This is a genomic window from Amycolatopsis sp. cmx-8-4, assembly GCF_046548675.1.
In the GTDB taxonomy this organism is placed as follows: domain Bacteria; phylum Actinomycetota; class Actinomycetes; order Mycobacteriales; family Pseudonocardiaceae; genus Amycolatopsis.
Genome location: NZ_JAEBDZ010000021.1, coordinates 126,685 through 150,851, shown reverse-complemented (window position 1 = coordinate 150,851; position 24,167 = coordinate 126,685). Strand labels below are relative to the sequence as shown.

Annotated in this window: 25 protein-coding genes and 1 pseudogene; 16 read left to right on the top strand and 10 right to left on the bottom strand. The window is 71.2% G+C overall.

Features of this window, described 5'->3' with window-relative positions:
- The first annotated feature begins 160 nt into the window (after positions 1-160).
- Genes ACLJQZ_RS35055 through ACLJQZ_RS35045 form a run of 3 tightly spaced genes read left to right on the top strand, consistent with a single transcriptional unit; the run spans position 161 to position 1,115 of the window.
- Positions 161-766: an MBL fold metallo-hydrolase gene (locus tag ACLJQZ_RS35055; RefSeq protein WP_410624306.1), complete on the top strand. Its 606-nt coding sequence runs from the start codon at positions 161-163 to the stop codon at positions 764-766.
- Complete coding sequence (locus ACLJQZ_RS35050) at positions 767-916, top strand: hypothetical protein (protein WP_410624304.1); 150 nt, start codon at positions 767-769, stop codon at positions 914-916.
- 25 nt (positions 917-941) lie between these two features.
- Entirely contained in the window at positions 942-1,115 is a 174-nt protein-coding gene (locus ACLJQZ_RS35045; protein ID WP_247062336.1) for a hypothetical protein, read from the top strand.
- 182 nt (positions 1,116-1,297) lie between these two features.
- Here the strand turns inward: ACLJQZ_RS35045 and alc are convergent, their stop codons facing one another.
- Both alc and allB read right to left on the bottom strand, forming a co-directional pair.
- Positions 1,298-2,311: an allantoicase gene (gene alc, locus ACLJQZ_RS35040; protein ID WP_410624302.1), complete on the bottom strand. Its 1,014-nt coding sequence runs from the start codon at positions 2,309-2,311 to the stop codon at positions 1,298-1,300.
- Between the two features lies 1 nt (position 2,312).
- Positions 2,313-3,641: an allantoinase AllB gene (gene allB / locus ACLJQZ_RS35035; protein WP_410624301.1), complete on the bottom strand. Its 1,329-nt coding sequence runs from the start codon at positions 3,639-3,641 to the stop codon at positions 2,313-2,315.
- A 129-nt stretch (positions 3,642-3,770) separates the two neighbouring features.
- On the opposite strand from allB, the pseudogene ACLJQZ_RS35030 reads away from it, so the two are divergent.
- The 7 genes and pseudogenes from ACLJQZ_RS35030 to ACLJQZ_RS35000 all read left to right on the top strand — a co-directional run.
- Positions 3,771-4,004: pseudogene (locus ACLJQZ_RS35030) on the top strand (DNA-binding protein); the annotation flags it as partial.
- A gap of 246 nt (positions 4,005-4,250) precedes the next feature.
- Positions 4,251-4,547, top strand: a complete 297-nt coding sequence (locus ACLJQZ_RS35025; RefSeq protein ID WP_410624317.1) for a helix-turn-helix domain-containing protein — start codon at positions 4,251-4,253, stop codon at positions 4,545-4,547.
- A gap of 79 nt (positions 4,548-4,626) precedes the next feature.
- Entirely contained in the window at positions 4,627-5,106 is a 480-nt protein-coding gene (gene uraD, locus ACLJQZ_RS35020) for a 2-oxo-4-hydroxy-4-carboxy-5-ureidoimidazoline decarboxylase (protein WP_410624299.1), read from the top strand.
- The gene (gene uraH / locus ACLJQZ_RS35015; protein ID WP_410624297.1) at positions 5,103-5,420 is read left to right on the top strand and encodes a hydroxyisourate hydrolase; all 318 of its coding nucleotides are present in this window, start codon (positions 5,103-5,105) and stop codon (positions 5,418-5,420) included. Before uraD ends, uraH begins: the two co-directional genes overlap by 4 nt.
- A gap of 3 nt (positions 5,421-5,423) precedes the next feature.
- Positions 5,424-6,305: a factor-independent urate hydroxylase gene (pucL, locus tag ACLJQZ_RS35010; protein WP_410624295.1), complete on the top strand. Its 882-nt coding sequence runs from the start codon at positions 5,424-5,426 to the stop codon at positions 6,303-6,305.
- A gap of 740 nt (positions 6,306-7,045) precedes the next feature.
- Positions 7,046-7,600 (top strand): TetR/AcrR family transcriptional regulator, encoded by a 555-nt coding sequence (locus ACLJQZ_RS35005; RefSeq protein WP_410624315.1) that lies wholly within the window; start codon positions 7,046-7,048, stop codon positions 7,598-7,600.
- Between the two features lie 114 nt (positions 7,601-7,714).
- Complete coding sequence (locus ACLJQZ_RS35000; protein ID WP_410624294.1) at positions 7,715-9,295, top strand: glycoside hydrolase family 27 protein; 1,581 nt, start codon at positions 7,715-7,717, stop codon at positions 9,293-9,295.
- Position 9,296: 1 nt separating this feature from the next.
- Here ACLJQZ_RS35000 and pucD read toward each other — a convergent pair whose 3' ends face one another.
- Genes pucD through ACLJQZ_RS34980 form a run of 4 tightly spaced genes read right to left on the bottom strand, consistent with a single transcriptional unit; the run spans position 9,297 to position 14,222 of the window.
- Positions 9,297-11,552 (bottom strand): xanthine dehydrogenase subunit D, encoded by a 2,256-nt coding sequence (gene pucD, locus ACLJQZ_RS34995; protein ID WP_410624292.1) that lies wholly within the window; start codon positions 11,550-11,552, stop codon positions 9,297-9,299.
- Complete coding sequence (locus tag ACLJQZ_RS34990; protein WP_410624290.1) at positions 11,549-12,889, bottom strand: 8-oxoguanine deaminase; 1,341 nt, start codon at positions 12,887-12,889, stop codon at positions 11,549-11,551. The genes pucD and ACLJQZ_RS34990 overlap by 4 nt, the downstream gene beginning before the upstream one ends.
- A complete protein-coding gene (locus tag ACLJQZ_RS34985; RefSeq protein ID WP_410624288.1) occupies positions 12,886-13,368 on the bottom strand; it encodes a (2Fe-2S)-binding protein in 483 nt (160 codons plus the stop codon). The genes ACLJQZ_RS34990 and ACLJQZ_RS34985 overlap by 4 nt, the downstream gene beginning before the upstream one ends.
- The gene (locus ACLJQZ_RS34980; protein ID WP_410624286.1) at positions 13,359-14,222 is read right to left on the bottom strand and encodes an FAD binding domain-containing protein; all 864 of its coding nucleotides are present in this window, start codon (positions 14,220-14,222) and stop codon (positions 13,359-13,361) included. Before ACLJQZ_RS34980 ends, ACLJQZ_RS34985 begins: the two co-directional genes overlap by 10 nt.
- A gap of 124 nt (positions 14,223-14,346) precedes the next feature.
- On the opposite strand from ACLJQZ_RS34980, the gene ACLJQZ_RS34975 reads away from it, so the two are divergent.
- From ACLJQZ_RS34975 to ACLJQZ_RS34965, 3 genes are read left to right on the top strand one after another with little or no spacing between them, the layout of a single operon-like run.
- On the top strand, positions 14,347-15,690 hold the full coding sequence (locus ACLJQZ_RS34975) for a PucR family transcriptional regulator (protein ID WP_410624284.1): 1,344 nt from the start codon (positions 14,347-14,349) through the stop codon (positions 15,688-15,690).
- Positions 15,691-15,698: 8 nt separating this feature from the next.
- Positions 15,699-16,187, top strand: a complete 489-nt coding sequence (locus ACLJQZ_RS34970; protein ID WP_326947135.1) for a MarR family winged helix-turn-helix transcriptional regulator — start codon at positions 15,699-15,701, stop codon at positions 16,185-16,187.
- A gap of 29 nt (positions 16,188-16,216) precedes the next feature.
- Entirely contained in the window at positions 16,217-17,422 is a 1,206-nt protein-coding gene (locus tag ACLJQZ_RS34965; RefSeq protein WP_410624283.1) for a DUF2786 domain-containing protein, read from the top strand.
- Between the two features lie 41 nt (positions 17,423-17,463).
- Here ACLJQZ_RS34965 and ACLJQZ_RS34960 read toward each other — a convergent pair whose 3' ends face one another.
- Entirely contained in the window at positions 17,464-18,651 is a 1,188-nt protein-coding gene (locus tag ACLJQZ_RS34960) for a DUF6986 family protein (protein WP_410624281.1), read from the bottom strand.
- Entirely contained in the window at positions 18,651-20,240 is a 1,590-nt protein-coding gene (gene aceB / locus ACLJQZ_RS34955; protein WP_410624280.1) for a malate synthase A, read from the bottom strand. The genes ACLJQZ_RS34960 and aceB overlap by 1 nt, the downstream gene beginning before the upstream one ends.
- A 112-nt stretch (positions 20,241-20,352) precedes the next feature.
- On the opposite strand from aceB, the gene ACLJQZ_RS34950 reads away from it, so the two are divergent.
- On the top strand, positions 20,353-21,129 hold the full coding sequence (locus tag ACLJQZ_RS34950) for an IclR family transcriptional regulator (protein WP_326947131.1): 777 nt from the start codon (positions 20,353-20,355) through the stop codon (positions 21,127-21,129).
- Between the two features lie 126 nt (positions 21,130-21,255).
- Here the strand turns inward: ACLJQZ_RS34950 and ACLJQZ_RS34945 are convergent, their stop codons facing one another.
- A complete protein-coding gene (locus ACLJQZ_RS34945) occupies positions 21,256-21,756 on the bottom strand; it encodes a GNAT family N-acetyltransferase (protein WP_410624278.1) in 501 nt (166 codons plus the stop codon).
- 142 nt (positions 21,757-21,898) lie between these two features.
- Here ACLJQZ_RS34945 and ACLJQZ_RS34940 point away from each other — a divergent pair, with 142 nt between their 5' ends.
- Both ACLJQZ_RS34940 and ACLJQZ_RS34935 read left to right on the top strand, forming a co-directional pair.
- A complete protein-coding gene (locus tag ACLJQZ_RS34940) occupies positions 21,899-22,405 on the top strand; it encodes a hypothetical protein (RefSeq protein ID WP_410624276.1) in 507 nt (168 codons plus the stop codon).
- Between the two features lie 81 nt (positions 22,406-22,486).
- Complete coding sequence (locus tag ACLJQZ_RS34935) at positions 22,487-22,834, top strand: hypothetical protein (RefSeq protein WP_410624274.1); 348 nt, start codon at positions 22,487-22,489, stop codon at positions 22,832-22,834.
- Here ACLJQZ_RS34935 and ftsY read toward each other — a convergent pair.
- Positions 22,831-24,141: a signal recognition particle-docking protein FtsY gene (gene ftsY / locus ACLJQZ_RS34930; protein WP_410624272.1), complete on the bottom strand. Its 1,311-nt coding sequence runs from the start codon at positions 24,139-24,141 to the stop codon at positions 22,831-22,833. The genes ACLJQZ_RS34935 and ftsY overlap by 4 nt on opposite strands.
- Between the last annotated feature and the right edge of the window lie 26 nt (positions 24,142-24,167).

Below are 24,167 nucleotides of genomic sequence, written 5' to 3'. Positions count from 1 at the left end.
CACGAGCACGTAGAGTGCTGTCAGGAGGGTGTCTAGTTCTTTGCTCACACATTGATCTTGGACACCCTCCTCTCACGTCCTGAACCGGGTCAGCTCACATGATCTTCACGGAATCAATCATCTAGGGAAGAGCGCACCCGTTCCCGTCGTTGGCCCCGGTATGACCGAGAAACTCGGGATCACCCTGTCCGGTGGTCCGACCGCACTCCTGGAGCTGGGCGGCGTCCGGCTGCTCACCGACCCGACGTTCGATCCGCCGGGCGATCACTCGATCGGCCGCCGCGTGCTGGTCAAGACCGAGGACTCGGTGCTGACCGAGGACACCGTCGGTGTGGTGGACGCCGTGCTGCTGTCCCACGACCAGCATCCGGACAACCTGGACGATCGCGGGCGCGACTACCTCAAGACGGTGCCGCTGACCCTGATCACCCCCAGCGGCGCCGAGCGGCTGGGCGGGACCGCGCGTGGCTTGGAGCCGTGGGAGGAGACGCAGGTCGGGCGGCTTACGGTCACCGCCGTCCCGGCGTTGCACGGGCCTGAAGGAGCGGAGCAGCTCGCCGGTGACGTCACCGGATTCGTGCTCAGCGGCGAAGGCCTGCCGACGGTGTACGTCAGCGGGGACAACGCGTCGCTGGACTTGGTGCGGGAGATCGCGTCGCGGCTCAGCGTCGACATCGCGATGCTGTTCGCCGGTGCCGCGAGGACGACGCTGTTCGACGGCGCTCCCCTGACGTTGACCAGCGAAAACGCCGCCGCGGCGGCATAGGTGCTCGGCTCGGCGAAGGTCGTCCCGCTGCACTTCCGGGGCTGGCAGCATTTCAGCGAGGGTCCTGACGTACTGAGGAAGGAGTTCGAGGCGGCCGGTCTGACCGACCGGCTGGTGCTGCTCGAACCCGGGGAGCGCGCAGAGGTCTGACGCGGGCCCGTGAGAGGCTGGCGGCATGGCCAAACCGACGCCGCTGCAGTTCCGGAACATCCTCGTTGCCCTCCTGGCGGCGGCGGGCTTCGTGTGGAGCATCGTGGCCGGCCTGCCGTGGTGGGTCAGCGCGATCATCGGCTGCGCGTGCGTCCTGTCACTGGCCTCGGCCTACCTGAACCGTCCCGACGCGGGCTGACCACGGGTCGTCGACAAGGTGTACGGCACTCGTCGACGACCCGCGAGTTCAGGTGGGGATACCGCGCCGGGGCTCACGGAGCGGCAGAGAACACGCGACTCGTCAACCCGACGTGCGTGACCCAACCGCCTTGCGCGTCCTATCGCGCACCACGCCGACTTCCATGCGCGGCCGTGCGAGCCTCAGCGGGTTTTGGCGAACCGGGCTTTCACGTTCGCGCGGCCCGTCTCCGTCAGGCGGCCGAACAGGCGCAGTCTGGCCAGGCCGCCGTCCGGGTAGATGTCCAGGCGGGCCTCCGTCACCTCGGGGCCGTCCGGTACGGCGAAGCGGTGGCGGGTGTCCGGCTGCAGGCGCGTCTTCGGCAGCAGCTCCACCCACTCGCCGTACGTGTCGCGGCCGCTGATCGACGCCCAGCCCGGGGCGTTGCCCTTGAGGTTGCTCGTGTCCAGCTCGGCAAACCGGACGATACCGGCGCCGGCCAGCCTGAAGGTCGCCCAGTCGTTGCCGTCGTCGCGGCGGCGGGCCGTCTCCCAGCCCTCCGCCTGGTGGGCCGCGAGGCCCGGCGAGAGCATGTTGTTCGGCGATGAATAGAACATGTTGCTGCACCCCGTCACCAGGGCGCCGTTCTCCAGGGCCGCCAAGTCCAGCGCGTCCAGGTCCAGCAGGTCCGGGTCCGGGATCGGTGCACCGTGGACGCGCAGGCGGGCGACGCCGCCGTCGGGGTGCTGGGTCAGGCGAACGTGGGTGTACCTGCGGGAACCGTTGACCGTGTGGAAGTTCTCCGTGTGGCCCGCCGCGGGCGCGCGGTCGACGAGGATGTCCCAGTCCGCCGTCGCCAGCTCGGCCGCGCTCGGGTAACCCGGCACCGAAGCCGCTTCGACCGAGACGAACGGCGGGTAGTTGCCCTTGAAGAACGCCGTGTCGACGACCACCCCCGTGACGGTGCCCGCCAGGCCGAGCCGGAGGATCGCCTGGTCGTCGCCCGGTTCGCGGTGGCGGCGGGTCTCCCAGCCGTCGTAGACCTGACCCTTCGGGCCGAACGTCTCGGCGCGGTGCGCCGGCGTCCACGGGTTGACCAGGTTCTCCTTCTCGGCGAACAGCTCGTCGGTCGCCCACATCACGGTCCCGCCGAAGCGGCGTGAAGCGAGGTCGGGTAAACCTGTCCACTCAGGACGGTCAGACAACACAGCCTCCATCTCAGCAGTTCCCCCGGGTCAGCAACGCCCCGAAGGGCGCGTCGCCGGTGATTTCGGTGCCGCGCAACCAGGTCGAGCGGACCACGCCGGCGAGCGGGCGGCGGTCGTAGGCGCTCACCGGGTTGCGGTGCTTGAGTTTCGCGACGTCGACGACGAACGCCTCGTCCGGCGCGAACACGCAGAAGTCGGCGTCGTAGCCGACCGCCAGGTGCCCCTTGCGACGCATTCCCGCCTGCGCGGCGGGGTGCTCGGCCATCCAGCGAACGACGTCGGTGAGCGCGAACCCGCGTTGCCGCGCCTGCGTCCAGATCGCCGGGAGCCCCAGCTGCAGGCTCGAAATCCCGCCCCAGGCCTGCCCGAAATCGCCGCTGTCGAAGCGTTTCAGCTCCGGGGTGCACGGCGAATGGTCGCTGACGACGCAGTCGATCACGCCGTCGGCGAGCCCCTGCCACAGCTGTTCGCGGTTGGCCGCTTCGCGGATCGGCGGGCAGCACTTGAACTGCGTGGCGCCGTCGCGGATCTCCTCGGCGACGAAGCTCAGGTAGTGCGGGCAGGTCTCGGCGGTCAGCGCGACGCCGTCGCGGCGGGCCTCCGCCACGAGCGGCAGGGCTTCCGCGGACGATAGGTGCAGGATGTGCGCCCGCGCCGAGTTGCGGCGGGCCGCCTCGATCACGTGCGTGACGGCCAGGTTCTCCGCCGCCCGCGGGCGCGAGTGCAGAAAGTCGACATAGCGACCGCCGTGCGGCTCGGGCGCCTCGTCGATCTCGTGCGCGTCCTCGGCGTGGACGATCATCAGCGCGTCGAGGGAACTCAGCTCCCGCAACGCTTCGTCGAGCCCGGCCGGGTCGAGCGGCGGGAACTCGTCGACGCCGGAGTGCAGCAGGAAGCACTTGAACCCGAAGACGCCGGCCTCGTGCAACCCGCGCAGGTCCGAGACGTTGCCGGGGATCGCACCGCCCCAGAAACCGACGTCGACGTGCACCCGGCCGGTCGCCGCCTTGCGTTTGACCTCCAAGGCCGCGATGTCGACCGTCGGCGGCAGGCTGTTGAGCGGCATGTCCACGATCGTGGTCACCCCACCCGCCGCGGCCGCGCGGGTGGCCGTCTCGAAGCCCTCCCACTCGGCGCGGCCGGGATCGTTGACGTGGACGTGCGTGTCGACCAGTCCGGGCAGCAGCACGACGTCGTCGCCGAGTTCGACGACGCGGTCGCCGGTCAGCGAAGCGCCGCCGGGTTCGACCTCGACGATCCGGCCGCCGTCGACACCGAGGGTCACCGGGACCTCGCCCTCGGCCGTGACGGCCCGGGCTGCGCGCACCACAAGATCCATCCGAGAACCCTTCGCCGGGAGAAGTGACCACCGCCGATTTCACAGTACGGAAAGGCGGTTTCGCACAACGACACTAACCACGGCTCGCGCCGCTCGTCAACGACGGACGCGGCGCGTTACGGTCACCTCGTGCGGCTTGAAGCGGAGTTCACCAGCGAACCGTTCCACGGCGAAGGTTCGCCGCCCGAGCACGCGCTCGCCGCGCGCGACGCGGCCGTGGAAGCGGGGCTGGACACCGACTTCGGGCCGCTCGGCACGCTCGCCCGTGGCGACGCGAAGGCCCTTCTCGAGGCCTTGCCCAGGATCACGCAGGCGGCGCTCGACGGCGGCGCCACCCAGGTCACGCTGCAGGTGCGCCAGGTCGCCGCGGCGGACGCCGGCGCCGCGACCGAGGGGGAAGATCGGCCCGGCGGGTCGACCGCACCGAAGGTCGTTTCCGCCGCCGACCAGCGCGATACGACGGGCGCCCGAGCAGCCGAACCGCACGCGACGGACGGTCCCGCAGCCGGTCCACACGCGACGGGCGGCCCTGCTGGCAAACCGCTCACGGCGGGCGACCAAGCAGGCAAACCGCACACGGCCGACAGCCGAGCAGGCCGGCCGAACACGATGGGCGGCCAAGCGGGCGGACCGAACACGGCCGGTGGCCACCCGGGCGAATCGCACGGTGCTGACAGCGCCCCATCCGTCGAACTCAACGATGCGCTCGCCCGGCTGATCGCCGATGTCGAGCGCGAACTCGGCGCCGAACTGGGCGATCTCGACCGCGCCGGGAAGCAGCGCGCGGTGCGGCTATTGCGCGAACGCGGCGCCTTCGGCCTGCGGAAATCCGTCTCCTCGGTGGCCGACGCGCTGGGCGTCACGCGGTTCACCGTCTACAACTACCTCAACCGGGAAGCCGACTGACCAGCGCTTTCAACAAAATGTTGACGGAACTCCGGCGCCGACGTACGGTCAGCGAGACGCCACTCACGAGGAGTTCCCCGTGCCGCTCACCCTCACCGATTTCAACACCGCCGACGCCGGCGACGTACGTCCGGCGTTGACGGCCTGCCTCGCCGTCCCCCGCTGGGCGGACGCGGTTCTCGACCGCAGGCCCTACGAAAACCTCGACGCGCTGCAAGCCGCCGCGGACCTGCCGTTGAGCAGCGACGAGATCCGCCAGGCCATGGCCGCGCACCCCCGGATAGGCGAAAAGCCGAAACAGCAAGGGACCGAGGCCGACTGGTCCCGCAGCGAACAGTCCGGTGTGGACAACGCCGACGAGTTCGCCGCCGCGAACGCCGAGTACGAAGCCAAGTTCGGGCACGTCTACCTCGTCTGCGCCAGCGGGCGCAGCGGCGACGAGCTGCTGGAGATCCTCCGCGAGCGCATCGGCAACGACCCGGCGACCGAGCTCGGCGTCGCCGGGCAGGAGCTGCTCAAGATCGCCGGCCTGCGGCTGGCCAAGGCGGTGACCGCGTGAGCCTGGTGACGACGCACGTGCTCGACACGGCGCAAGGCCGGCCCGCAACGGGGATCGCCGTCCGCTTCGAAACCGCCGAGGGCAAGCCGATCGCCGACGGGCGCACCGACGACGACGGCCGCGTCCGCGACCTCGGCCCCGAGACGCTGGTACCCGGCGCCTACCGGTTGGTCTTCGACACCGGCGCCTACCTCGGTCCGGACGCGTTCTTCCCGGAGGTGGCCCTCACCTTCCGGATCTCCGACGGCACCGCGCACCACCACGTGCCGCTCCTGCTCAGCCCGTTCGCCTATTCGACTTACCGAGGGAGCTGAACCGTGGCCATCACCCTGGGCCCCAACCAGTACGGCAAGGCGGAGGTCCGCCTGGTCACGGTGCGCCGCGACGGCCCCGTCCACCACCTGAAGGACCTCACCGTGTCGACGTCGCTGCGTGGCGAGCTGGCCGCGACGCACCTGACCGGCGACAACGCCGCGGTGCTCGCGACCGACACGCAGAAGAACACCGTGTACGCCTTCGCGAAGGAGGCGCCGGTCGGCGAGATCGAAGACTTCGGCCTGCGCCTGGCCCGGCACTTCACCGGCACGCAGGAGAGCATCTCCGGCGCCCGGATCAAGATCGACGAGCACAGCTGGGACCGGATCACCGTCGACGGCGCGCCGCACGAGCACGCGTTCAGCGGCGCCGGCAACGAACGGCGCACCACCGCTGTCACGATCCAGGGCGACCGCGCGTGGGTCGTGTCCGGGATCGACGGCCTGGTCGTGCTCAAGTCGACCGGCTCGGAGTTCCACGGCTTCCCGCGCGACGAGTACACGACGCTCGCCGAGACCGACGACCGGATCCTCGCGACCGCCGTCACCGCGCGCTGGCGCTACCAGGGTGACGGCATCGACTGGGCGGAGAGCCACCGCGAAATCCGGCGCGCGATGCTGGAAACCTTCGCGACGAAGCACAGCCTCTCGCTGCAGCAGACGCTGTACGCGATGGGCCAGGCGGTGCTCGAACAGCGGCCCGAGGTCGCGGAGGTGCGGCTGTCGCTGCCGAACAAGCACCACTTCCTCGTGGACCTGAGCCCGTTCGGGCTGAAGAACGACAACGAGGTGTACTACGCCGCCGACCGCCCGTACGGGCTGATCGAGGGCACGATCCTGCGCGACGACGCCGAGGACCCCGGCCCCGCCTGGGACATCCACTAGCGAGCACCCGCGCCTGCCGCCCGCCTCGCAAAAAGCAGCCCCCGCCCTCTCCGGGGGACCGGCCCCGCTTCCAGCGTATCGGGACCCTCCGACGGAAAGCCGGAAAAGCCGATGCCGGGGCCGGTTTGTCCACATCACGGGCGGGGTGTGGACAAACCGGGCCGGTGTAGCAAGTCCCAGGTCGAGGTGCGGATGAGCCAGCCGAGTGTGGATCGGCTTGGCCGAGGGCGCGGACACGATTGGCGGGATCTGCAGGATCGGCCAGATCGGCGGGATTTGGCGCGATCGGCGGGATTTGGCGGGATCGGCGGGATCGGCAGGATCGGCGGCGAAAGCGAATCCGGCGAGCGCGGGCCCGAGGAGGAGTGACTCGAACGGCCGGGCGGTGCGGGGCGAGCCGGTCGGGTTACGGGCAGCTGCCGGGGGCAGGCAAGGGCTTTGGCCTGGACCACACCTCGCCGGGCGGGGGCAAGCCCCGGACGAGGCGTGGACATGCCGATCGGGCGTAAACCCGCCGCCGAAACGTGGGCCAACAGACCGCACGTGGCGAGCCGATCAAGCGTGGAACAGATTTGCTGAGGCGTGGGCGAGCCGGCCGAGCGTGGAACAGAATGCGAGGCGTGGGCGGGCAGGCCGCGCGGGGATCCCGTCTGCCGGGGCGCGGGCTGCCAGCCGGGAGTTGATAGAACGCTCTAACGACCGCGTATCCTCGAGCCGTGGTAGGGACCAAGGAACGCATCATGGCCGCCGGGGCCGAGCTCTTCCGGCGCAACGGGTACAGCGGTACCGGGCTCAAGCAGATCGTCAGTGAGGCGAACGCTCCCTTCGGCTCGCTCTACCACTTCTTTCCCGGCGGGAAGGAACAGCTCGGCGCCGAGGTCGTCCGGAGTTCCGGGCTCGCCTACATCCGGCTGTTCGACCTCTTCATCGACCCGGCACCCGACCTGATCAGCGGGATCGAGGCGTTCTTCGCCGCCGGGATCGCGACGCTCGAAGCCACCGACTACGTCGAAGGCTGCCCGATCGCGACCGTCGCCCTCGAGGTCGCGAGTACCAACGAACCGCTGCGGGAAGCCACCGCTGACGTCTTCACCGCGTGGATCGACGCCGGGACCGAGAAGTTCGCCCGGTTCGGGCTCAGCCGGGAGGCCGCCCGGACGCTCACCATCTCCGTCGTCAACAGCCTCGAAGGCGCCTTCGTCCTCTGCCGGGCACTGCGGGACACCGAAGCCATGGCCGTCGCGGGTGCGACCAGCGTGGACGTCGCCAAGCGACTTCAGAGCGAGCAACTTTAGTCGGGAATCCAACAAGAATACTCAAAATGGCGCTTGACCGATCAGCAACGGACATCGAGGCTACGGAGTGGTCTAGTCCTCCTGCCTCAACACCGTCGTTCGGTTGGAGCCGCCATGCGCCGTGTCCTCGCCGTCCTCGCCACCGCCGTCGCCGTCATCGGGATCACCGGTCAACCCGCCGATGCCCTGGAAAACGGGCTCGCGAGAACACCCCCGATGGGGTGGAACACCTGGAACACCTTCGAGTGCAACATCAACGAGACGCTCGTCAAGCAGACCACCGACCTGATGGTCAGTTCCGGGATGCGCGATCGCGGCTACACCTACGTCAACCTCGACGACTGCTGGATGACCAAGACCCGGGACTCCGCGGGCAAGCTCGTCGCCGACCCGGCGAAGTTCCCCAGCGGCCTCAAGGCCCTCGGTGACTACATCCACGCGCGCGGGATGAAGTTCGGGATCTACGAGAGCGCCGGCACCGAGACCTGCCAGCACTACCCCGGCAGCCTCGGCCACGAGCAGACCGACGCCAACAGCTACGCGAGCTGGGGCGTCGACTACCTCAAGTACGACAACTGCGGCAGCCCCGGCGGCGAAACCCAGCAGGACTACGTCCGCCGCTACTCCGCGATGCGCGACGCGCTCAAGGCCACCGGCCGCGCGATCGCCTACAGCATCTGCGAGTGGGGCAACTTCAGCCCGTCCACCTGGGCGCCCGACGTCGGCAACCTGTGGCGCACCACCGGGGACATCACCAACAACTGGGGCAGCATCGACTCGATCTACCGCCAGAACGTCGGCCTCGCGTCCGCCGCGAAGCCCGGCGCCTGGAACGACCCGGACATGCTCGAGGTCGGCGACGGCATGGACTTCCAGGAGGACCGCGCGCACTTCTCGCTCTGGGCGGCGATGGCCGCGCCGCTGATCGCCGGCGCCGACCTGCGCTCCGCCAGCGTCGCCACCTTCTCGACCTACCTGAACTCGGACGTCATCGCCGTCGACCAGGACGCGCTCGGCAAGCAGGCCACGCGGATCTCGTCGAGCGGCGGGCTGGACGTCCTGAGGAAGCCCCTCCAGGACGGGGACGTGGCCGTCGTGCTGTTCAACGAGAACACCACGACCAAAACCGTCTCGACGACGGCCGCCGCGGCCGGGCTGCCCGCCGCGTCGAACTACCGGCTGACCAACCTGTGGTCGAAGGAACTGACCACCAGCACCGGCACGATCAGCGCCGCCGTCCCGTCGCACAGCACCGTGATCTACCGCGTGAAGGCCAACGCGAGCGGCTCCAGCATCGGCACGGCCAAGGCGCTGCAGGGCGCGTCGTCGTCGCGGTGCGTCGACATCAACGGCAACCTCACGACGCCCGGTACCAAGGTCGACATCTGGGACTGCGACGGCGGGTCGAACCAGTCCTGGACGTTCACCAGCGCCGGTGAGCTGAAGGCCAACGGCCTTTGCCTCGACGCCGACGGCGGTGCGACCGCGGCCGGGACCAAGCTGATCGTCTGGACCTGCCACGGCGGCACGAACCAGCAGTTCAAGCTCAACGCCGACGGGTCGGTCACCGGCACGCAGTCCGGCCTGTGCGTCGACGTCACCGGCGGCGACAAGCCCGCCGGCAACGTCAACGGCACTCAGCTCGAACTGTGGGGCTGCAACGACGACGCCAACCAGAACTGGTCGCTCAAGTAGCTCAGGTCCCCGTGAGGTGTTCGGGCCGCACCGGGACGCGCGTGAGCGCGAGCCCGGTCGCGGCCCGGATCGCCGCCACGATCGCCGGGGTCGACGAGATCGTCGGCGGCTCCCCCACCCCGCGCAGGCCGTACGGCGCGTGCGGGTCCGGGCGTTCCAGGACGTCGATGCTCATCGGCGGCATGTCCAGGACCGTCGGGATCAGGTAGTCGGTGAAGGAGGGGTTCCGGATCTTCCCGCCGGAGGTCTGGATCTCCTCCATCACCGCGAGCCCGAGTCCCTGCGCCGAACCGCCCTGGATCTGGCCCAGCACGGCCTGCGGGTTCAGCGCCTTGCCGACGTCCTGCGCGCAGTCCAGCGCGACCACCTTGACCAGGCCCAGCTCGACGTCGACGTCGACGACGGCCCGGTGCGCGGCGAACGCGTACTGCACGTGCGCGGTGCCCTGCCCGGTTTCCGGGTCGAGCGGGGTCGTCGGCCGGTGCCGCCACTCCACCGTCTCGTCGTAGACGTCCTCGGCGAGGACGTCCGCCAGGTCGGCGAGCACTCGGCCGTCGACCGCGACGAGCTTGCCGCCGACGACGCGTGTCTTCCGGTCGAACCGGGACAGCAGCCGCGCCCGCACCGCAACGCAGGCGGCCTGCACCGCGCCGCCGGTCACGTACGACTGCCGTGACGCCGACGTCGAGCCGCCGTTGCCGATCGAGGTGTCCATCGGCAGCACCGTCACCTGCTCGACGCCCAGCTCGGTCCGGACGATCTGCTGCATGATCGTCACCAGGCCTTGGCCGACCTCGCAGGCCGCGGTGTGCACGGTCGCCGCCGGCTCACCGCCGACCAGCTGCAGCCGAACCCGCGCCGTCGAGTAGTCGTCGAAGCCTTCGGAGAAGCAGACGTTCTTGATCCCGACCGCGTAGCCGACCCCGCGGACGACGCCTTCGCCGTGCGTCGTGTTGGAGACGCCGCCCGGCATGTGCCGCAGGTCGAACGGCCGGTCCGGGGGCATCGGCTTGGCGCGCACCAGGTCCAGCAGCTCGGCGACCGGGGCGGCGGAGTCGACGGCCTGGCCGGTCGGCATCAGCGCGCCTTCGCTCATCGCGTTGCGGACGCGGATCTCGACCGGGTCGAGGCCGCAGGCGGCCGCGAGCTTGTCCATCTGCGACTCGTAGCCGAACGCCGCCTGCACCGCGCCGAAGCCACGCATCGCGCCGCACGGCGGGTTGTTCGTGTAGGTGCCCCAGCAGTCGACCGCCACACTGTCCACTGTGTACGGTCCGACGCCGAGCGTGGCGGCGTTCGCGACCACCGCGCCGGTCGAGGACGCGTACGCGCCGCCGTCGAGGAACAACCGCGTCCGCACGTAGACGAGCCGGCCGTCGCGGGTGGCGCCGTGCTCGTAGTACATCTTCGCCGGGTGGCGGTGCACGTGCCCGTAGAAGGACTCTTCGCGGTTGTAGACCATCTTCACCGGCTTGCCGGTGTGCAACGCCAGCAGGCACGCGTGGACCTGCATCGACAGGTCCTCACGGCCGCCGAACGCTCCCCCGACCCCGCCCAGCGTGAGCCGCACCTTCTCGACCGGCAGGCCCAGCGCGGCGACGATCTGCTGCTGGTCGACGTGCAGCCACTGCGTCGCGACGTACAGGTCGACGCCGCCTTCGGTGTCCGGCACGGCGAGCCCGGACTCCGGGCCGAGGAACGCCTGGTCCTGCATGCCGACCTCGTAGACGCCCGACACGACGACGTCGGCGGCCAAGTCCTGCGGCCCGCGGCGGATCTTGACGTGCCGCACGACGTTGCCACCGTCGTGCAGCGAAGCGCCTTCGCCCGCGACAGCCGCTTCGGAGTCCGTCACCGGCTCAAGCTCATCGTAGGAGACGACGATCCGCTTCATCGCGCGCCGAGCGGTCTCCGGGTGGTCGGCGGCGACCAGCGCGACCGGCTCACCCTCGTACCGGACGACGTCGACCGCGAGCACCGGCTGGTCGGTGTGCTCCAGCCCGTACCGGTTGACGCCGGGGACGTCGTCGTGGGTCAGCACCGCGTAGACCCCGGGCACCTTCAGGGCTTCGGTGATGTCGATGCCGGTGATCCGCGCGTACGGGTGCGGGCTGCGCAGGGTCACGCCCCACACCATGTCCTCGTGCCACAGGTCCGAGGAGTACGCGAACTCGCCGCGCACCTTCACGATGCCGTCGGGACGCTGCGGCGACGTGCCGACGCCGTTGACCGTCTGGGTGCTGACGGTGGTGGTCATCCGTCCTCCCGCAACCGAGCGCTCGCGGCCGCCAGCTCCGACGCGATTTCGGACTCGTCTGCCTCGCGCAGGACAGCGTCCTCGACGACGGCCTTGCCGCCGACGAACAGCCGCCGCACCGGGGGTGTCGTGCCCAGGACCAGCGCCGCGACCGGGTCCGTGATGCCCGCGTAGTTCAGCCCGGTCAGGTCCCAGATCGCCAGGTCGGCGAGCTTGCCGGGCTCGATCGAGCCGAGGTCGTCCGCCCGGCCGAGGCAGCGGGCGCCGCCCATCGTGCCCATCCACAGCGCTTCCCGCGTGGTCAGCCCGCGCGGGCCGCCCCGTTGACGCGCTTGCAGCAACGCCTGGTGCAGCTCTTCGCAGAGCCCGCCGGACTCGTTGGACGCGGCTCCGTCGGCGCCGAGGCCGACCGCGACCCCCGCGTCGAGCAGGTCGCGGACCGGGGCGATGCCGGCGCCGATGCGGCCGTTGGACGTCGGGCAGTGCGCCGAGCCGGTGCCGGTCGCGCCGAAGCGGCGGATCGCGTCGGGCGCGAGGTGGATGGTGTGCGCAAGCCAGACGTCGTCGGCGAGCCAGCCCAGCTTGTCGGCGTATTCGGCGGGCGTGCAGCCGACTTCGGCGAGGCACTGCTGCTCTTCGTCGATCGTCTCGGCGAGGTGCGTGTGCAGCCGGACGCCCTTGCCGCGGGCCAGTTCGGCCGCGCCGGACATCAGCCGTTCGGTGACCGAGAACGGCGAGCACGGGCCGACGGCGATCTGCAGGTGCGCTCCCGCCGAGTCGTCGTGGAAGCGGCCGATCGCCGCTTCGGTGCCGGCCAGCGCGTCGTCGGTCGTCTCGACGAGGTTGTCCGGCGGCAGCCCGCCGTCGGACTCGCCGCGGTCCATCGAACCGCGCACGACGTGCAGCCGGACGCCGATCCGCTGCCGGGCCGACGCCAGCGCCGCCACCTGGTCGCCGCCGTCGCGGGGGAAGACGTAGTGGTGGTCGGCGACGGTGGTGCAGCCGGTCAGGGCCAGCCGCGCCATCCCGGCCGTGGCGGCGGCGTGCGTGATCTCCGCGTCGAGCCGGCCCCAGACCGGGTAGAGCGCGACCAGCCACTGGAAGAGCGTGTGGTCGGCGGCCAGGCCGCGGGTCGACCACTGGTAGAGGTGGTGGTGGGTGTTGATCAGGCCGGGAGTGACCAGGCAGCCCGACGCGTCGACGCGCTCGTCGAACTCGCCGGTGTAAACGCCTTCGCCGACCTCGGCGATCCGGTCGTTCTCGACGACGACGTGCCCGCTGGCGTACTCCTCGCCGCTGACCGTGGCGATCGCCCCGCCGGTGATGAGTGTCCTCACGCGACAGTGTCCTTTCCGCTAGGGCCCTTCGCCACGGCGCGCACGGCGTCGAGGATCTTTTCGTAACCGGTGCAGCGGCAGAGGTTGCCGGCCAGCGCCTCGCGGATCTCTTCGTCGCTCGGATCGGGGACGCGGTTCAGCAGGTCGTGCGCGGCGACGACCAGCCCCGGCGTGCAGAAGCCGCACTGGACGGCGCCCTGGTCCACAAAGGACTGCTGGATCGGGTCGAGGACGTCGCCGTCGGCCAGGCCCTCGACCGTGCGCACCACGCGCCCCTCGGCCTGCCCGGCCGCGACCAGGCAGGCGCACACCGGGACGGCGTCGAGGTAGACCGTGCAGGAGCCGCATTCGCCCTGCTCACAGGCGTTCTTCGAGCCCGGCAGGCCGAGCCGCTCGCGCAGCACGTAGAGCAGGCTTTCGCCCTCCCAGACGTCGTCGGCCTGCCGTTTCTCGCCGTTGATCGTGACATTCAGGCGCAAACCCGCTCCCCCGTCCGGTGCTCGTCCCAGGCCCACGTCAACGTACGCCGCGCGAGCACCGACAGCGCGTGTTTGCGGTACGCGGCGCTGCCGCGGATGTCGTCGATCGGCGCCGTCGCGTCGGCGACCAGGTCGCCGAAGCGGCGTTTCAGGGAGTCCGGCAACGGCTCCGGCGAGCCCCACGGCAGCTCCGCGGCGAGGAACTCCTCGGCGGCGCGGGCCCGGCGCGGGGTGGGTGCGGCGGAGCCGATGGCCGCGCCGACCTCGCCGTCGCGCAGGGCCAGCGCGAAGGAGCAGACCGCGATGACCATCGCGTTGCGCGTCCCGACCTTGGCGAACTGCTGCGGCCCGGCGTGCGCGGGCAGGTGGACGGCGGTGATCAGCTCGTCCGGCTCCAGGCTGTGGCGCTTCACGCCGACGTAGAACTCTTCCGCCGGGAGAACCCGGGTACCCCGCACCGACGCCACCTCGACTCGCGCGTCCAGGGCCAGCAGCACCGGGTGGGTGTCGCCGGCGGGTGAGGCGGCGCCGAGGTTGCCGCCGACCGTGCCGCGGTTGCGGATCTGGGGCGAGCCGACCGTGCGCGAGGCCATGGCCAGCGCCGGGACGAGTTCACCCACTTCGGCGATGACGCGGCTGTACGGGACGCCGGCGCCGAGGCGGACCGTGCCGTCCGTTGTGGACCACTCCGCCAGTTCAGGCACGCGGGTCAGGTCGAGCAGGGCGTCCGGGCGGCGGTGGTCGAAGTTCAGCTCGACCATGACGTCCGTGCCGCCGGCGATGGGTACGGCGTCGGGACGCTCGGCTTTGTGGGCCAGGGCCTCGGCGAGCGTCGTGGGACGCAGGAACTCCACTCGTGCTCCTTTTTGAAGAGGGCGATAGACCAGTAGACGCCCAACCGGGCGGGGGCGGCAACGGCGCGGGCCATGAAACGCACCCGAGCGGAACCCCGCGCGTTTGTGCTTTCCTACAAGCCTGATGACCACCGTGAAAACTCTGCTGGACCTGCCGGGGCTGCGGCTGCGCCCGCGGGCCGGGGCCGACCTGCTCGACCGACCGGTGACGCGCATCTACGTCACCGAACTGCCCGACCCCGGACGGTACCTGTCGGCCGGTGAGCTGGTGCTTTCCGGCTTGCTCTGGTGGCGCGGGCCGGGGGACGCCGAGCCGTTCGTGGCCGCGCTGGCCCGCTCCGGCGCGGCGGCGCTGGCCGCCTCCGGCGCCGACTCCGACGGCATCCCGGACGACGTCGTCGACGCCTGCGAGCGGCACCGGATCCCGCTCCTCGAAGTGCCGATCGACCTGTCGTTCTCGGTGGTCACCGAGCAGGTGGTGCTGGCGCTCGCGGCCGCGTCCGACAGCTCCCGCAAACGTTTGCTGGCCGCCGCGGACGCCCCGGTCGAGACGCTGCTGGCGAGCGCGTCGGCCGAGCTGGGCCTGCCCTGCTGGGTGCTGTCGACGCTGGGCCGGGTGGTCGCCGGGACGGCGCCGCTGCCGATGCCGGTCGAGGACGTCGTCCAGCGGTACGCCGCGAAACAGGACACGGCGGGGCCGCTGACGCTCACGCCGGTGGAGGGCCGGCACGCCGTGCCGTGGCTGATCGCCGTCGGCGGCCCGCTGAGCACCGCGCAGACCGAGCTGACCGAGGAGCTGGCGGGACTCGTCGGCGTCACCCGGGCGCGCGCGAAGCCGTCCGAAGCCGACCTGACCGGCGACGTGCGCGTGGTCGCGTTGCGGACCGAAGGCAGCGATGAGAGCCGGGACGTCCTGCGTGAGCTGCTGCCGGACGCGACGCTCGTCGAACCCGGCGGCGAGACGACGTACGCCGTGACCGCGCGGTGGCCGTCCGGCGCTTTCACGGCGCTGTCCACAGTGGAGCCACTGCTCGCGGCCCGCCGGATCCTCTGCGGGGTCGGCGATGCCGCGCCTCGCGATGAGGCACGCGAGGTCGCGGCCTACGCGCTGGCGGTGGCGTCGCGGCGCCCCGGGCGGGTCGTCGTGGTGCCGGGTGAGGAGATCGGCGTGCACCAGCTGCTGCTAGCCGGGGCGCCGGACGGGCTGCGGGCCGCGCTGCGCCGGCGTGTCCTCGGGCCGCTGCTGGACTACGACGCCGAGCAGCACACGGACCTGGTGCACACGGTGCGGGTGTTCCTGGAGTGCTCAGGCTCGCCGACCCGGGCGGCGAAGGCGCTGCACGTCCACGTCAACACCCTGCGCTACCGCATCGGCCGGGCCGGTGAGCTGCTCGGCGCGGACCTGACCGAGTTCACCGACCAGCTCGACGTCTACCTGGCGCTGCGCGCCGGGGACCAAGCAGGATGATGGGGAGCGTGGAACCCGAAATCACGTCGGCGCGGCAGGCGGGGCACGACCCCCGCGTGCTGGCCTTCGGGCGGCTCCAGGGCGCGGCGAACCGGCTCGAATACCTGCTCGGGCGCGCGCTGGAGAAGGAGTGCGGGATCACCCACCTGATGTACGAGGTGCTGCTGATCGTCGGGCGCGCGGGCGACGACGGGCTGACGATGCGCTCGATCGCCCAGGAGCAGGTGCTGACGACCGGCGGCGCGACCCGGCTGGTCGACCGGATGGAGGCCCTCGGCCTGGTGACCCGCACGGCCCACCCGCGCGACCGGCGCGTCCAGCTGGTCCGCCTGACCGAACTGGGCGAGCGGACGACGGTGCGCGCGAGCCGGCTGCACGTGGCGAACATCGAGCAGTACTTCTTCTCGCCGTTGCCGGAGGAGCACCGGGAGCGGTTCGCCGACGACCTGCGGCGGCTGAGCCACGCGGCCCGCGACGCCCTTCCCCGCCTGCGCTGAGCGAGTTTTGCCGATCGAGGGGTTGAGAAGTGGGTAAGCAGAAACGCCGAGCCGCGGCCGTCGAGGACGCCCCGGCGCCCCGGACGGCCGGGGAGTTCGGCGACGCCCTGCTCGCCGCGGCCCACGACGTCGCGCGGGGCGTTCCCGGCGCGGCCAAGGCGTCCGCGAAGCGGCTCGCGAAGGGCTTCGAGCCGGCACCCGAACTCGCGGAGGGCGCGGACCTGGCCGCCCGGCAGGCGATCACCCGGCCCTGCCGCAACGGCTGGCTGCCCGAGGACGTCGATCAGGCGGCCCGGCGGCGGGTCGACGAGTTCGCCGTCTCGTACGTGCTCGACGCGCTCGCCGGCTACGCCGGGCAGTTCGCGACCCTGCACCCCGGCTGGCGGGAGCAGCTGGACGACGTCGGCGCCGTCGGCTGGTGGTCGACGTCCGAGCCGCACTTCACGCAGTGGGCGGCGAAGCACATCCTGACCCCCGCCGAAGCGGTGACGACCGCCGTCGAAGCCCTCGGGCTCTTGGTGTCGATGCCGGCGCTGAATCCCGTCCTTCCGGTACCGGGGACGCCCTACCGGCCGCCGGTCCACCACGCCGTCGACGAGAAGCAGCTGGGCCGGGTCCGCGCGCTGCTGGCCAAGGCCGAGTCGAGCTCGTTCCCGGAGGAGGCCGAGGCGCTGTCCGCGAAGGCGCAGGAGCTGATGACCCGGTACGCCCTCGACCGCGTGCTGGTGGAGACGACGGTTCCGGACGTGCCGGCGTCGCGGCGGCTCTGGCTCGACACGCCGTACCTCGACGCCAAGTCGCTCCTGGCCCACGTGGTCGCCACGGCGAACCGCTGCCAGGCCGTCTTCGACCCGCGCTGGGGGTTCGTCACCGTCGTCGGCGACGAGAACGACCTGGACGCCATCGCGCTGCTGACGACGTCACTGCTGGTCCAGGCGACGCGCGCGATGATCGCCGACCCGGCCGGCCGGTCGCGGGCGTTCCGGCAGTCGTTCCTCGTCTCCTACGCCACCCGCATCGGCGAGCGGCTCGAGAAAGCCGCGAAGGCGACCCTTTCGTCCTCGCCCGACTCGGACCGGTTGCTGCCGGTGCTGGCGTCCCACGAGCTGAAGGTGAAGGCGGCGTTCACGGAGCTCTTCCCCGAGGTGGTGGGCAAGTCGGTAACGGTCCGCGACCTCGACGGCTGGGACGCGGGACGGTCGGCCGCCGACCGCGCCCGGCTTCACGGCTCGTGAGTGTTTAGGGCGGTTAGAACCGCCCTAAACACTCACGACCCTCAGGCGAGCCGGAGCGCGTACTTCTCCAGTTCCGGTCGGCCGAACGGCAGTTCCGGCTCGTCCAGCGCGCCACAGTCCAGGCCACGCAACAGGTACACCGCCAGCGCCTGGGCCGTCGCCGGTTCGTCCAGCACTCCCCCGGACGTCTTCTCCGCGTATGCGCGCAACCGGTCCACCGCCGACGGGAAGTTCTCGCGGTAGAACGTGTACGTCGCCGCGAAGCGGGTCGGCAGCTGGTGGGCGTGCAGGTCCCAGCCCTGGTAGAAGCCGCGCTCCAGCGACCTGCGCACCAAGCGCAGGTGCTCGGCCCACGCCGACGGGAGCGCGTCGCCGAGGGGGAGGCGGTTGGTGGAGCCGTCCGAGAGGCGGACGCCCGTGCCCGCGGCCGAGACCTGCATCAGCTGCTTGGCCAGGTCGGCCGCCGGGTGCTCCATGCTCTGGTACGCCGCCGCGATGCCGAGGCCGGCGCTGTAGTCGTACGTGCCGTAGTGCAGGCCCGAACAGCGGCCGTCCGCGGCGTGCACGATGCGGGCCACCGCCAGCGTGCCATCGGCGTCCACAATGGACTGCGTCGTCTCGATCTGGATCTCGAAGCGCAACGTCCGCTCGGGCAGTTCGTACGCGGATTCCAGGCGAGCCAGCACTTCCGCGGCGACCGAGACCTGGTCGACCGCCGTCACCTTCGGCAGTGTGACGACGAACCCGGGCGGCAGCGGCCCGTTCTCCAGCAGGCTGCCCAGGAACAGGTCCAGGGTGCGGATCCCGCGTCTGCGCGTCGCCGCTTCGAAGCTCTTGAAGCGGATGCCGACGAACGGCGTGCCGCCCGTGGTCGCGAGGGTCTGGCCGGCCGCGCGCGCGGCCGCGTCCTCGACGTCGTCCGGGACGCGGCCGAAGCCGTCCTCGAAGTCGATCCGCAGGTCCTCGATCGGCTCGGTGAGCAGCTTGGCCCGGACGCGCTCGTAGACGTCGGCGTCCAGGCCCAGCAGGTCTTCGTGCTCGACGAAGACCCGCATGGCCTGCTTGCCCCAGTCCGCGACCAGCCGCGTCCGGTACTGCGACGCCGGGACGTACACCGTGTGCACCGGCTGCCGCCCCGGCCGCTCCCCCGGGTACAACGCCGCGACGCGCGCGTCGGCCTCGGCCAGGCGCGCGTCGGCGGCGTCGTAGACGTCCTGGGACAGCCGCACTACTTGATCCGCTCGTACGCGGGCAGCGTCAGGAAGTCCGGGAAGCCGTCGGCCAGCGCGACCTGCTCGAACAGCTCGACGGCCGGCTCCAGCTGCTCCGGCTTGATCTCCGCGGCCAGCTCGCCGCGGACCTCGGCCAGCACGCCGCGCACCAGCTCGGACGTCACGACGTCGCCGGTGTCCAAAGTGGTCCCGTTCTTGACCCACTGCCAGACCTGCGAACGCGAGATCTCCGCCGTCGCCGCGTCTTCCATCAGGTTGTGGATCGCCGCCGCGCCGTTGCCGGACAGCCAGGACGCGATGTAGCGGATGCCGACGTCCACCGCCGCGCGCAGGCCGGCCGCCGTCGCGCCACCCGGCGTCGAGGCGACGTCGAGCAGCTGGTCGGCGGTGGCAGAGAGATCCCAGTCCTCGTCGCGCCTGCGCTCCAGCTGGTTCGGCTGGTCGCCGAGGACCTTGTCGAACTCCTCGCGGCAGATGTCGACCATGCCCGGGTGCGCCACCCAGGAGCCGTCGAAGCCGTCGCCGGCCTCGCGGCTCTTGTCCGCGCGGACCTTGTCGAGCGCGGCCTTGGTGACGTCGGGATCGTTGCGGTTCGGGATGAACGCGGCCATGCCGCCGATCGCGAACGCGCCGCGCTTGTGGCAGGTGCGCACGAGCAGCTCGGTGTAGGCGCGCATGAACGGCGCGGTCATGGTGACGGAGTTGCGGTCCGGCAGCACGAACTTCTCGCCCGCATCACGGAAGTACTTGATCATGCTGAACAGGTAGTCCCAGCGGCCCGCGTTGAGGCCCGAGGCGTGCTCGCGCAGCTCGTAGAGGATCTCCTCCATCTCGAACGCGGCCGGGATGGTCTCGATCAGCACGGTGGCGCGGACGGTGCCGTGCTCGATGCCCAGCGTCTTCTCGGCGTGGGTGAAGACGTCGTTCCAGAGCCGCGCTTCGAGGTGGCTCTCCATCTTCGGGAGGTAGTAGTACGGGCCCTTGCCGCGGCTGAGCGACTCCTTCGCGTTGTGGAAGAAGTGCAGGCCGAAGTCGATCAGCGCGCCGACGGCCTGGCGCCCGCCGAAGGACAGGCCGCGCTCGTCGAGGTGCCAGCCGCGCGGGCGGACCACGATGGTGGCGTGCTCGACGTCGGCCTTCAGCGCGTAGCTCTTGCCGCCGCTCTCCAGCGTGATGTCCTCGCGGACGGCGTCGTACAGGTTGACCTGGCCGGACACGACGTTCGCCCAGTGCGGGGTGTTGGCGTCTTCGAGGTCGGCCAGCCACACCTTCGCGCCGGAGTTGAGCGCGTTGATGGTCATCTTGCGGTCGGTCGGCCCGGTGATCTCGACACGGCGGTCGCGCAGCGCGGCCGGCGCCTCGGCGACCTGCCAGTCGCCCTCGCGGATCTCCTTCGTCTCCGGCAGGAAATCCAGCTTGCCGGTGGTGCGGGCCTCCTCGCGGCGCTTGCCGCGCGCCTGCAGCAGCTCGTCGCGGCGGCCGGCGAAGGCGTCGTGCAGGCCGGCGAGGAAGGCGAGCGCCTCCGGCGTCAGGATCTCGTCGCCGCGCTCGACCGGGTCGCCCAGCACCTGGACTTCAGAAGACATGTGGAACACCTCGAGGGTTCGGATCTTTGGATAACGGCCCTACGGTTTTCTACCAGCCGGACTATAGTTTCTGCATAGCGGAAGCTCAACGCAGACGTAAGGAGGACCACCGGTGGCAGCGGAGAAGAACGGGCGCGATGGCGGCGTCCAGTCCCTGCAGCGTGCCTTCGAGCTGCTGGAACACCTCGCGGACACCGGCGGTGAGGCCAGCTTGTCCGAGCTCGCGACGCTGTCCGGGCTGCCGATGCCGACGATCCACCGGCTCATCCGCACCCTGGTCGACCTGGGCTACGTCCGGCAGAACACCAACCGCCGGTACGCGCTGGGCGCGCGGCTGATCCGGCTCGGCGAGAACGCGAGCATGCAGTTCGGCGCCTGGGCGCGGCCGCTGCTGGCGGAGCTGGTCGAGGAGGTCGGCGAGACGGCGAACCTGGCGGTCCTGGAGCGCGACGAGGTCGTCTACGTGGCCCAGGTGCCCTCGAAGCACTCGATGCGGATGTTCACCGAGGTCGGCCGGCGGCTGCTGCCGCACGGCACCGGCGTCGGCAAGGCGATGCTGGCCCACCTGCCCGCGGACGACGTGCGGTCGCTGCTCTCGCGGACCGGCATGCCGGCTTATACCGAGCACACGTTCACCGACGCGGACGCACTGGCCGTCGAGCTGGCGCGGATCGCTTCGCAGGGGTACGCGCTGGACGAGGCGGAGCAGGAGCTGGGCGTCCGGTGCGTGGCGGTGGCCGTGCCGGGCGCGCCGGTACCGGCCGCGGTGTCGGTGTCCGGGCCGTCGGGCCGGCTGACCGCCGAGGCGGTGGCCCACATCGCCCCGGCGGTGCAGCGGGTAGCGGACGCGCTGGGTGCGAGCCTTTCCCAGGCCACAGTCACCGTGTGAGATGAGTGATCGCCGGTGACTCGGAGCCCATGGTGGCCGATACCCTGATCGAAGGTTTTGCCGACCTCGACGCAAGGCTCGAAGGGATGATTCGGCTCCTGCAGCAGGTCGTCGAGAAGGACTGACTCACCTCAGCTCCCCCGCCAGCATGTCCATGAGCAGGCCGTCGCGCCAGGTGCCGTCCGGGGCGCGTTCGTACCGGCGCAGCACGCCGACCGGGCGGAAGCCCAGCTTCGCGTAGACCCGGATCGCCGTCTCGTTGGACGCCGCCGGGTCGATCGTCAGGCGGTGGTGACCGCTGTCCAGCAGGTGGCGGGCCAGGGTGCGGAGGGCATCCGTGCCGAGGCCGCGGCCGTGGAAGTCCGGGTGCAGCGAGATGTCGATGCCCGCGTGGCGGTACTGCGGCTCCAGCTCCTCACAGCTCTGGATGATCCCGACGACCAGGCCGTCGAGTTCGATCACGTAGCTGGTGTAGCCGGCCTCGACCTCGTACAGGCCGTCGACCTCGTAAGCCGCGTCGCCCCACCAGCGGGCGACCTCCGGGGTGGCAAGGATTTCGCGGACGCGGGCGCGATCTTTTGCCGAAATGGTACGCAAAAGTACCCGCGCACCGTGGATGATGGGCATGATTGGTCCTCTCTCGCGGCGAATGACGGCTTTGGGACGTCTGGTGCGAGGAGGGGCACGAGCGGACCTGCGTCAACCGGGCATACCCGGATTCTGCGTCGACGCGCACCCGCCCGTCATCCGATTTTCGCGGAAGGACGGCATGGACTCCCATACCGGCGGCGCGCTCGCCTGGCTCGCTCAGGGCGCCGCCTCGAACCTGCTCGACCGGCTCGTCGACCGCGCGCTCGACGGGCCGCCGCTACCGCCCTCCTGGCCGCCGCGCCCGGGTGGGTCGGTGCCGGGGACGGTCGAGATCTCCGTGCGGCACCAGCTGACGATCCGGACCCGGACGCCGGTGATCCTCACGCTGCAGGAAGACGGCAGCCGCACGGGCACGGTCTTCTCGATCGTCCTCGGCCACACGACCCGCGTGAACCTGCCGGGCGGCGACTACTTCGGCGCCGCGATGATCGTCGACCCGTTGGCGCGCAAGCGCTCCGGCCAGACGCTGCAGGGCATCGGCTGGTCCCGGCTGACGGTCACCGCCCGCCGGACGTCACCCCTGATCATCCCGGCTCACCACCCATCGGCGCCGGTGCTGCTGCAGCTGGGGCTGCGGAAAGCGGACGGCACGCCGCTGTTCCGGCTGCCACCGTCGCGGCTCTAGGACGTATCAACCGGGCGGTCTCGTGACTCTGAAGCGCGGACAGGCGCGGAGACCGGCGACGTCGACATCTCCGTGCGGCACGTGGCTGCCGGACGCCACCCCGTGCTGCTGACCTTCCAGACCGCTCCTCGCGCGGGCGAGCGACCCACCGGAACCACGGTGCTGATGGTGCTCGGCGAGACCGCGCACCTGACCGTGCCCCGCGACGACTACCTGATCAGCGGCCTCGTGTTCGAGCAGCCCGCCGAACTCGGCGACACCCCGGTGCTCCACGGCATCGGCCAGGTCCGCCGCTACGTCGCGAGCACCGCGACGGACCTGATCACCCTCACGACCACAAGACCGACGAGCGAGCTGGTGGCGAAGGCGGGGCTGCGCAAGTCGCACCGGACCCTTTACCACTGGTCAACCGGACAGCCCATCGTCTAGCCGAGCAGGGCGTCCACGAACGCACCCGGCTCGAACGGCGCCAGGTCGTCCGGACCCTCGCCGAGGCCCACGAGCTTCACCGGCACTCCCAGCTCGCGCTGGACCTGGAACACGATGCCGCCCTTGGCGGTGCCGTCCAGCTTCGTCAGGACTATGCCCGTGACGTCGATGACCTCGGCGAACACCCGGGCCTGCATCAGGCCGTTCTGGCCCGTGGTCGCGTCCAGGACCAGCAGGACCTCGTCGACCTTCGCCTGCTTCTCGACGACTCGCTTGACCTTGCCCAGCTCGTCCATCAGGCCGGTCTTCGTGTGGAGCCGGCCCGCCGTGTCGATCAGGACCGCGTCGACGCCCGTGTCCACGCCGCGCTTGACCGCGTCGAACGCGACCGCCGCCGGGTCCGCGCCTTCCTTGCCGCGCACGACCTCCGCGCCGACGCGCTCGGCCCACGTCTGCAGCTGGTCGGCCGCCGCCGCGCGGAACGTGTCCGCCGCGCCCAGCACCACCGTGGCGCCCTGGGCGACGAGCACCCGTGCGAGCTTGCCCGTGGTCGTCGTCTTGCCCGTGCCGTTGACGCCCGCGACCAGCACCACCGCGGGCTGCTTCTGCCCGTCGACGGTGTGCGGCAGCGCGCGCACCGCGCGGTGGCCGTCGGTGGACAGCTCCGCCGTCAGCACCTCGTGCAGCACCTCGCGGGCCTCGGCCGAGTTCCGCACCGCGCGGCGGGACAGCTCGTCGCGCAGCCGCTCGACGATGTGGTTCGTGGTCGCCGCGCCGAGGTCGGCCATCAGCAGCGTGTCTTCGACGTCCTGCCAGGAGTCCTCGTCGAGGTCGCCGGCACCGAGCAGGCCCAGCAGGCTCTGCCCGAACATCGAGCGGGACTTCGTGAGCCGCCCGCGCAGCCGCTCCAGCCGGCCGGCCGCGGGGTCGATCTCCTCGGCGACGGGCGCCGGCTCGACGACCTCGGTGTCCGGCGGCGTGGCGTCCGGCAGCTTGACGTCCCGGACCGTGCGCTGGGCCGAGTCGCGCGGGACCGCCGCGTCGTCGCCGACGGCGGGCTGGCCGTCGGTCTCCGGGCGGTCGTCGACCGGGTGCTCGGCCGGCTGTTCGACCTCGGGCGCCGCGCCGCCGGGCGCGAGCGCGATGCCCCCGCTGGCCGCGTAGCTGCCGCCCTTCGGTTTCGCTTCGACCTCACGCTGGGCGTCCAGGCTGATGCGGCGCTTGCGCGCGATCAGCAGGCCGGTCACCAGCAAGGCGACCAGCACGACGACGGCGATGACTACGAACAGGAACCAGGAGCTCGACACCGCACCATCCTTTCATTGGCCCGCCG

Bases quoted from the DNA above. Each gene is read 5' to 3' on its own strand.
- ACLJQZ_RS35055 (WP_410624306.1), top strand. From the start codon at position 161: ATGACCGAGAAACTCGGGATCACCCTGTCCGGTGGTCCGACCGCACTC.
- ACLJQZ_RS35045 (WP_247062336.1), top strand. From the start codon at position 942: ATGGCCAAACCGACGCCGCTGCAGTTCCGGAACATCCTCGTTGCCCTC.
- alc (WP_410624302.1), bottom strand. From the start codon at position 2,311: ATGGAGGCTGTGTTGTCTGACCGTCCTGAGTGGACAGGTTTACCCGAC.
- allB (WP_410624301.1), bottom strand. From the start codon at position 3,641: ATGGATCTTGTGGTGCGCGCAGCCCGGGCCGTCACGGCCGAGGGCGAG.
- ACLJQZ_RS35025 (WP_410624317.1), top strand. From the start codon at position 4,251: ATGGGCGGCCAAGCGGGCGGACCGAACACGGCCGGTGGCCACCCGGGC.
- ACLJQZ_RS35005 (WP_410624315.1), top strand. From the start codon at position 7,046: ATGGCCGCCGGGGCCGAGCTCTTCCGGCGCAACGGGTACAGCGGTACC.
- ACLJQZ_RS35000 (WP_410624294.1), top strand. From the start codon at position 7,715: ATGCGCCGTGTCCTCGCCGTCCTCGCCACCGCCGTCGCCGTCATCGGG.
- pucD (WP_410624292.1), bottom strand. From the start codon at position 11,552: ATGACCACCACCGTCAGCACCCAGACGGTCAACGGCGTCGGCACGTCG.
- ACLJQZ_RS34975 (WP_410624284.1), top strand. From the start codon at position 14,347: ATGACCACCGTGAAAACTCTGCTGGACCTGCCGGGGCTGCGGCTGCGC.
- aceB (WP_410624280.1), bottom strand. From the start codon at position 20,240: ATGTCTTCTGAAGTCCAGGTGCTGGGCGACCCGGTCGAGCGCGGCGAC.
- ACLJQZ_RS34945 (WP_410624278.1), bottom strand. From the start codon at position 21,756: ATGCCCATCATCCACGGTGCGCGGGTACTTTTGCGTACCATTTCGGCA.
- ACLJQZ_RS34940 (WP_410624276.1), top strand. From the start codon at position 21,899: ATGGACTCCCATACCGGCGGCGCGCTCGCCTGGCTCGCTCAGGGCGCC.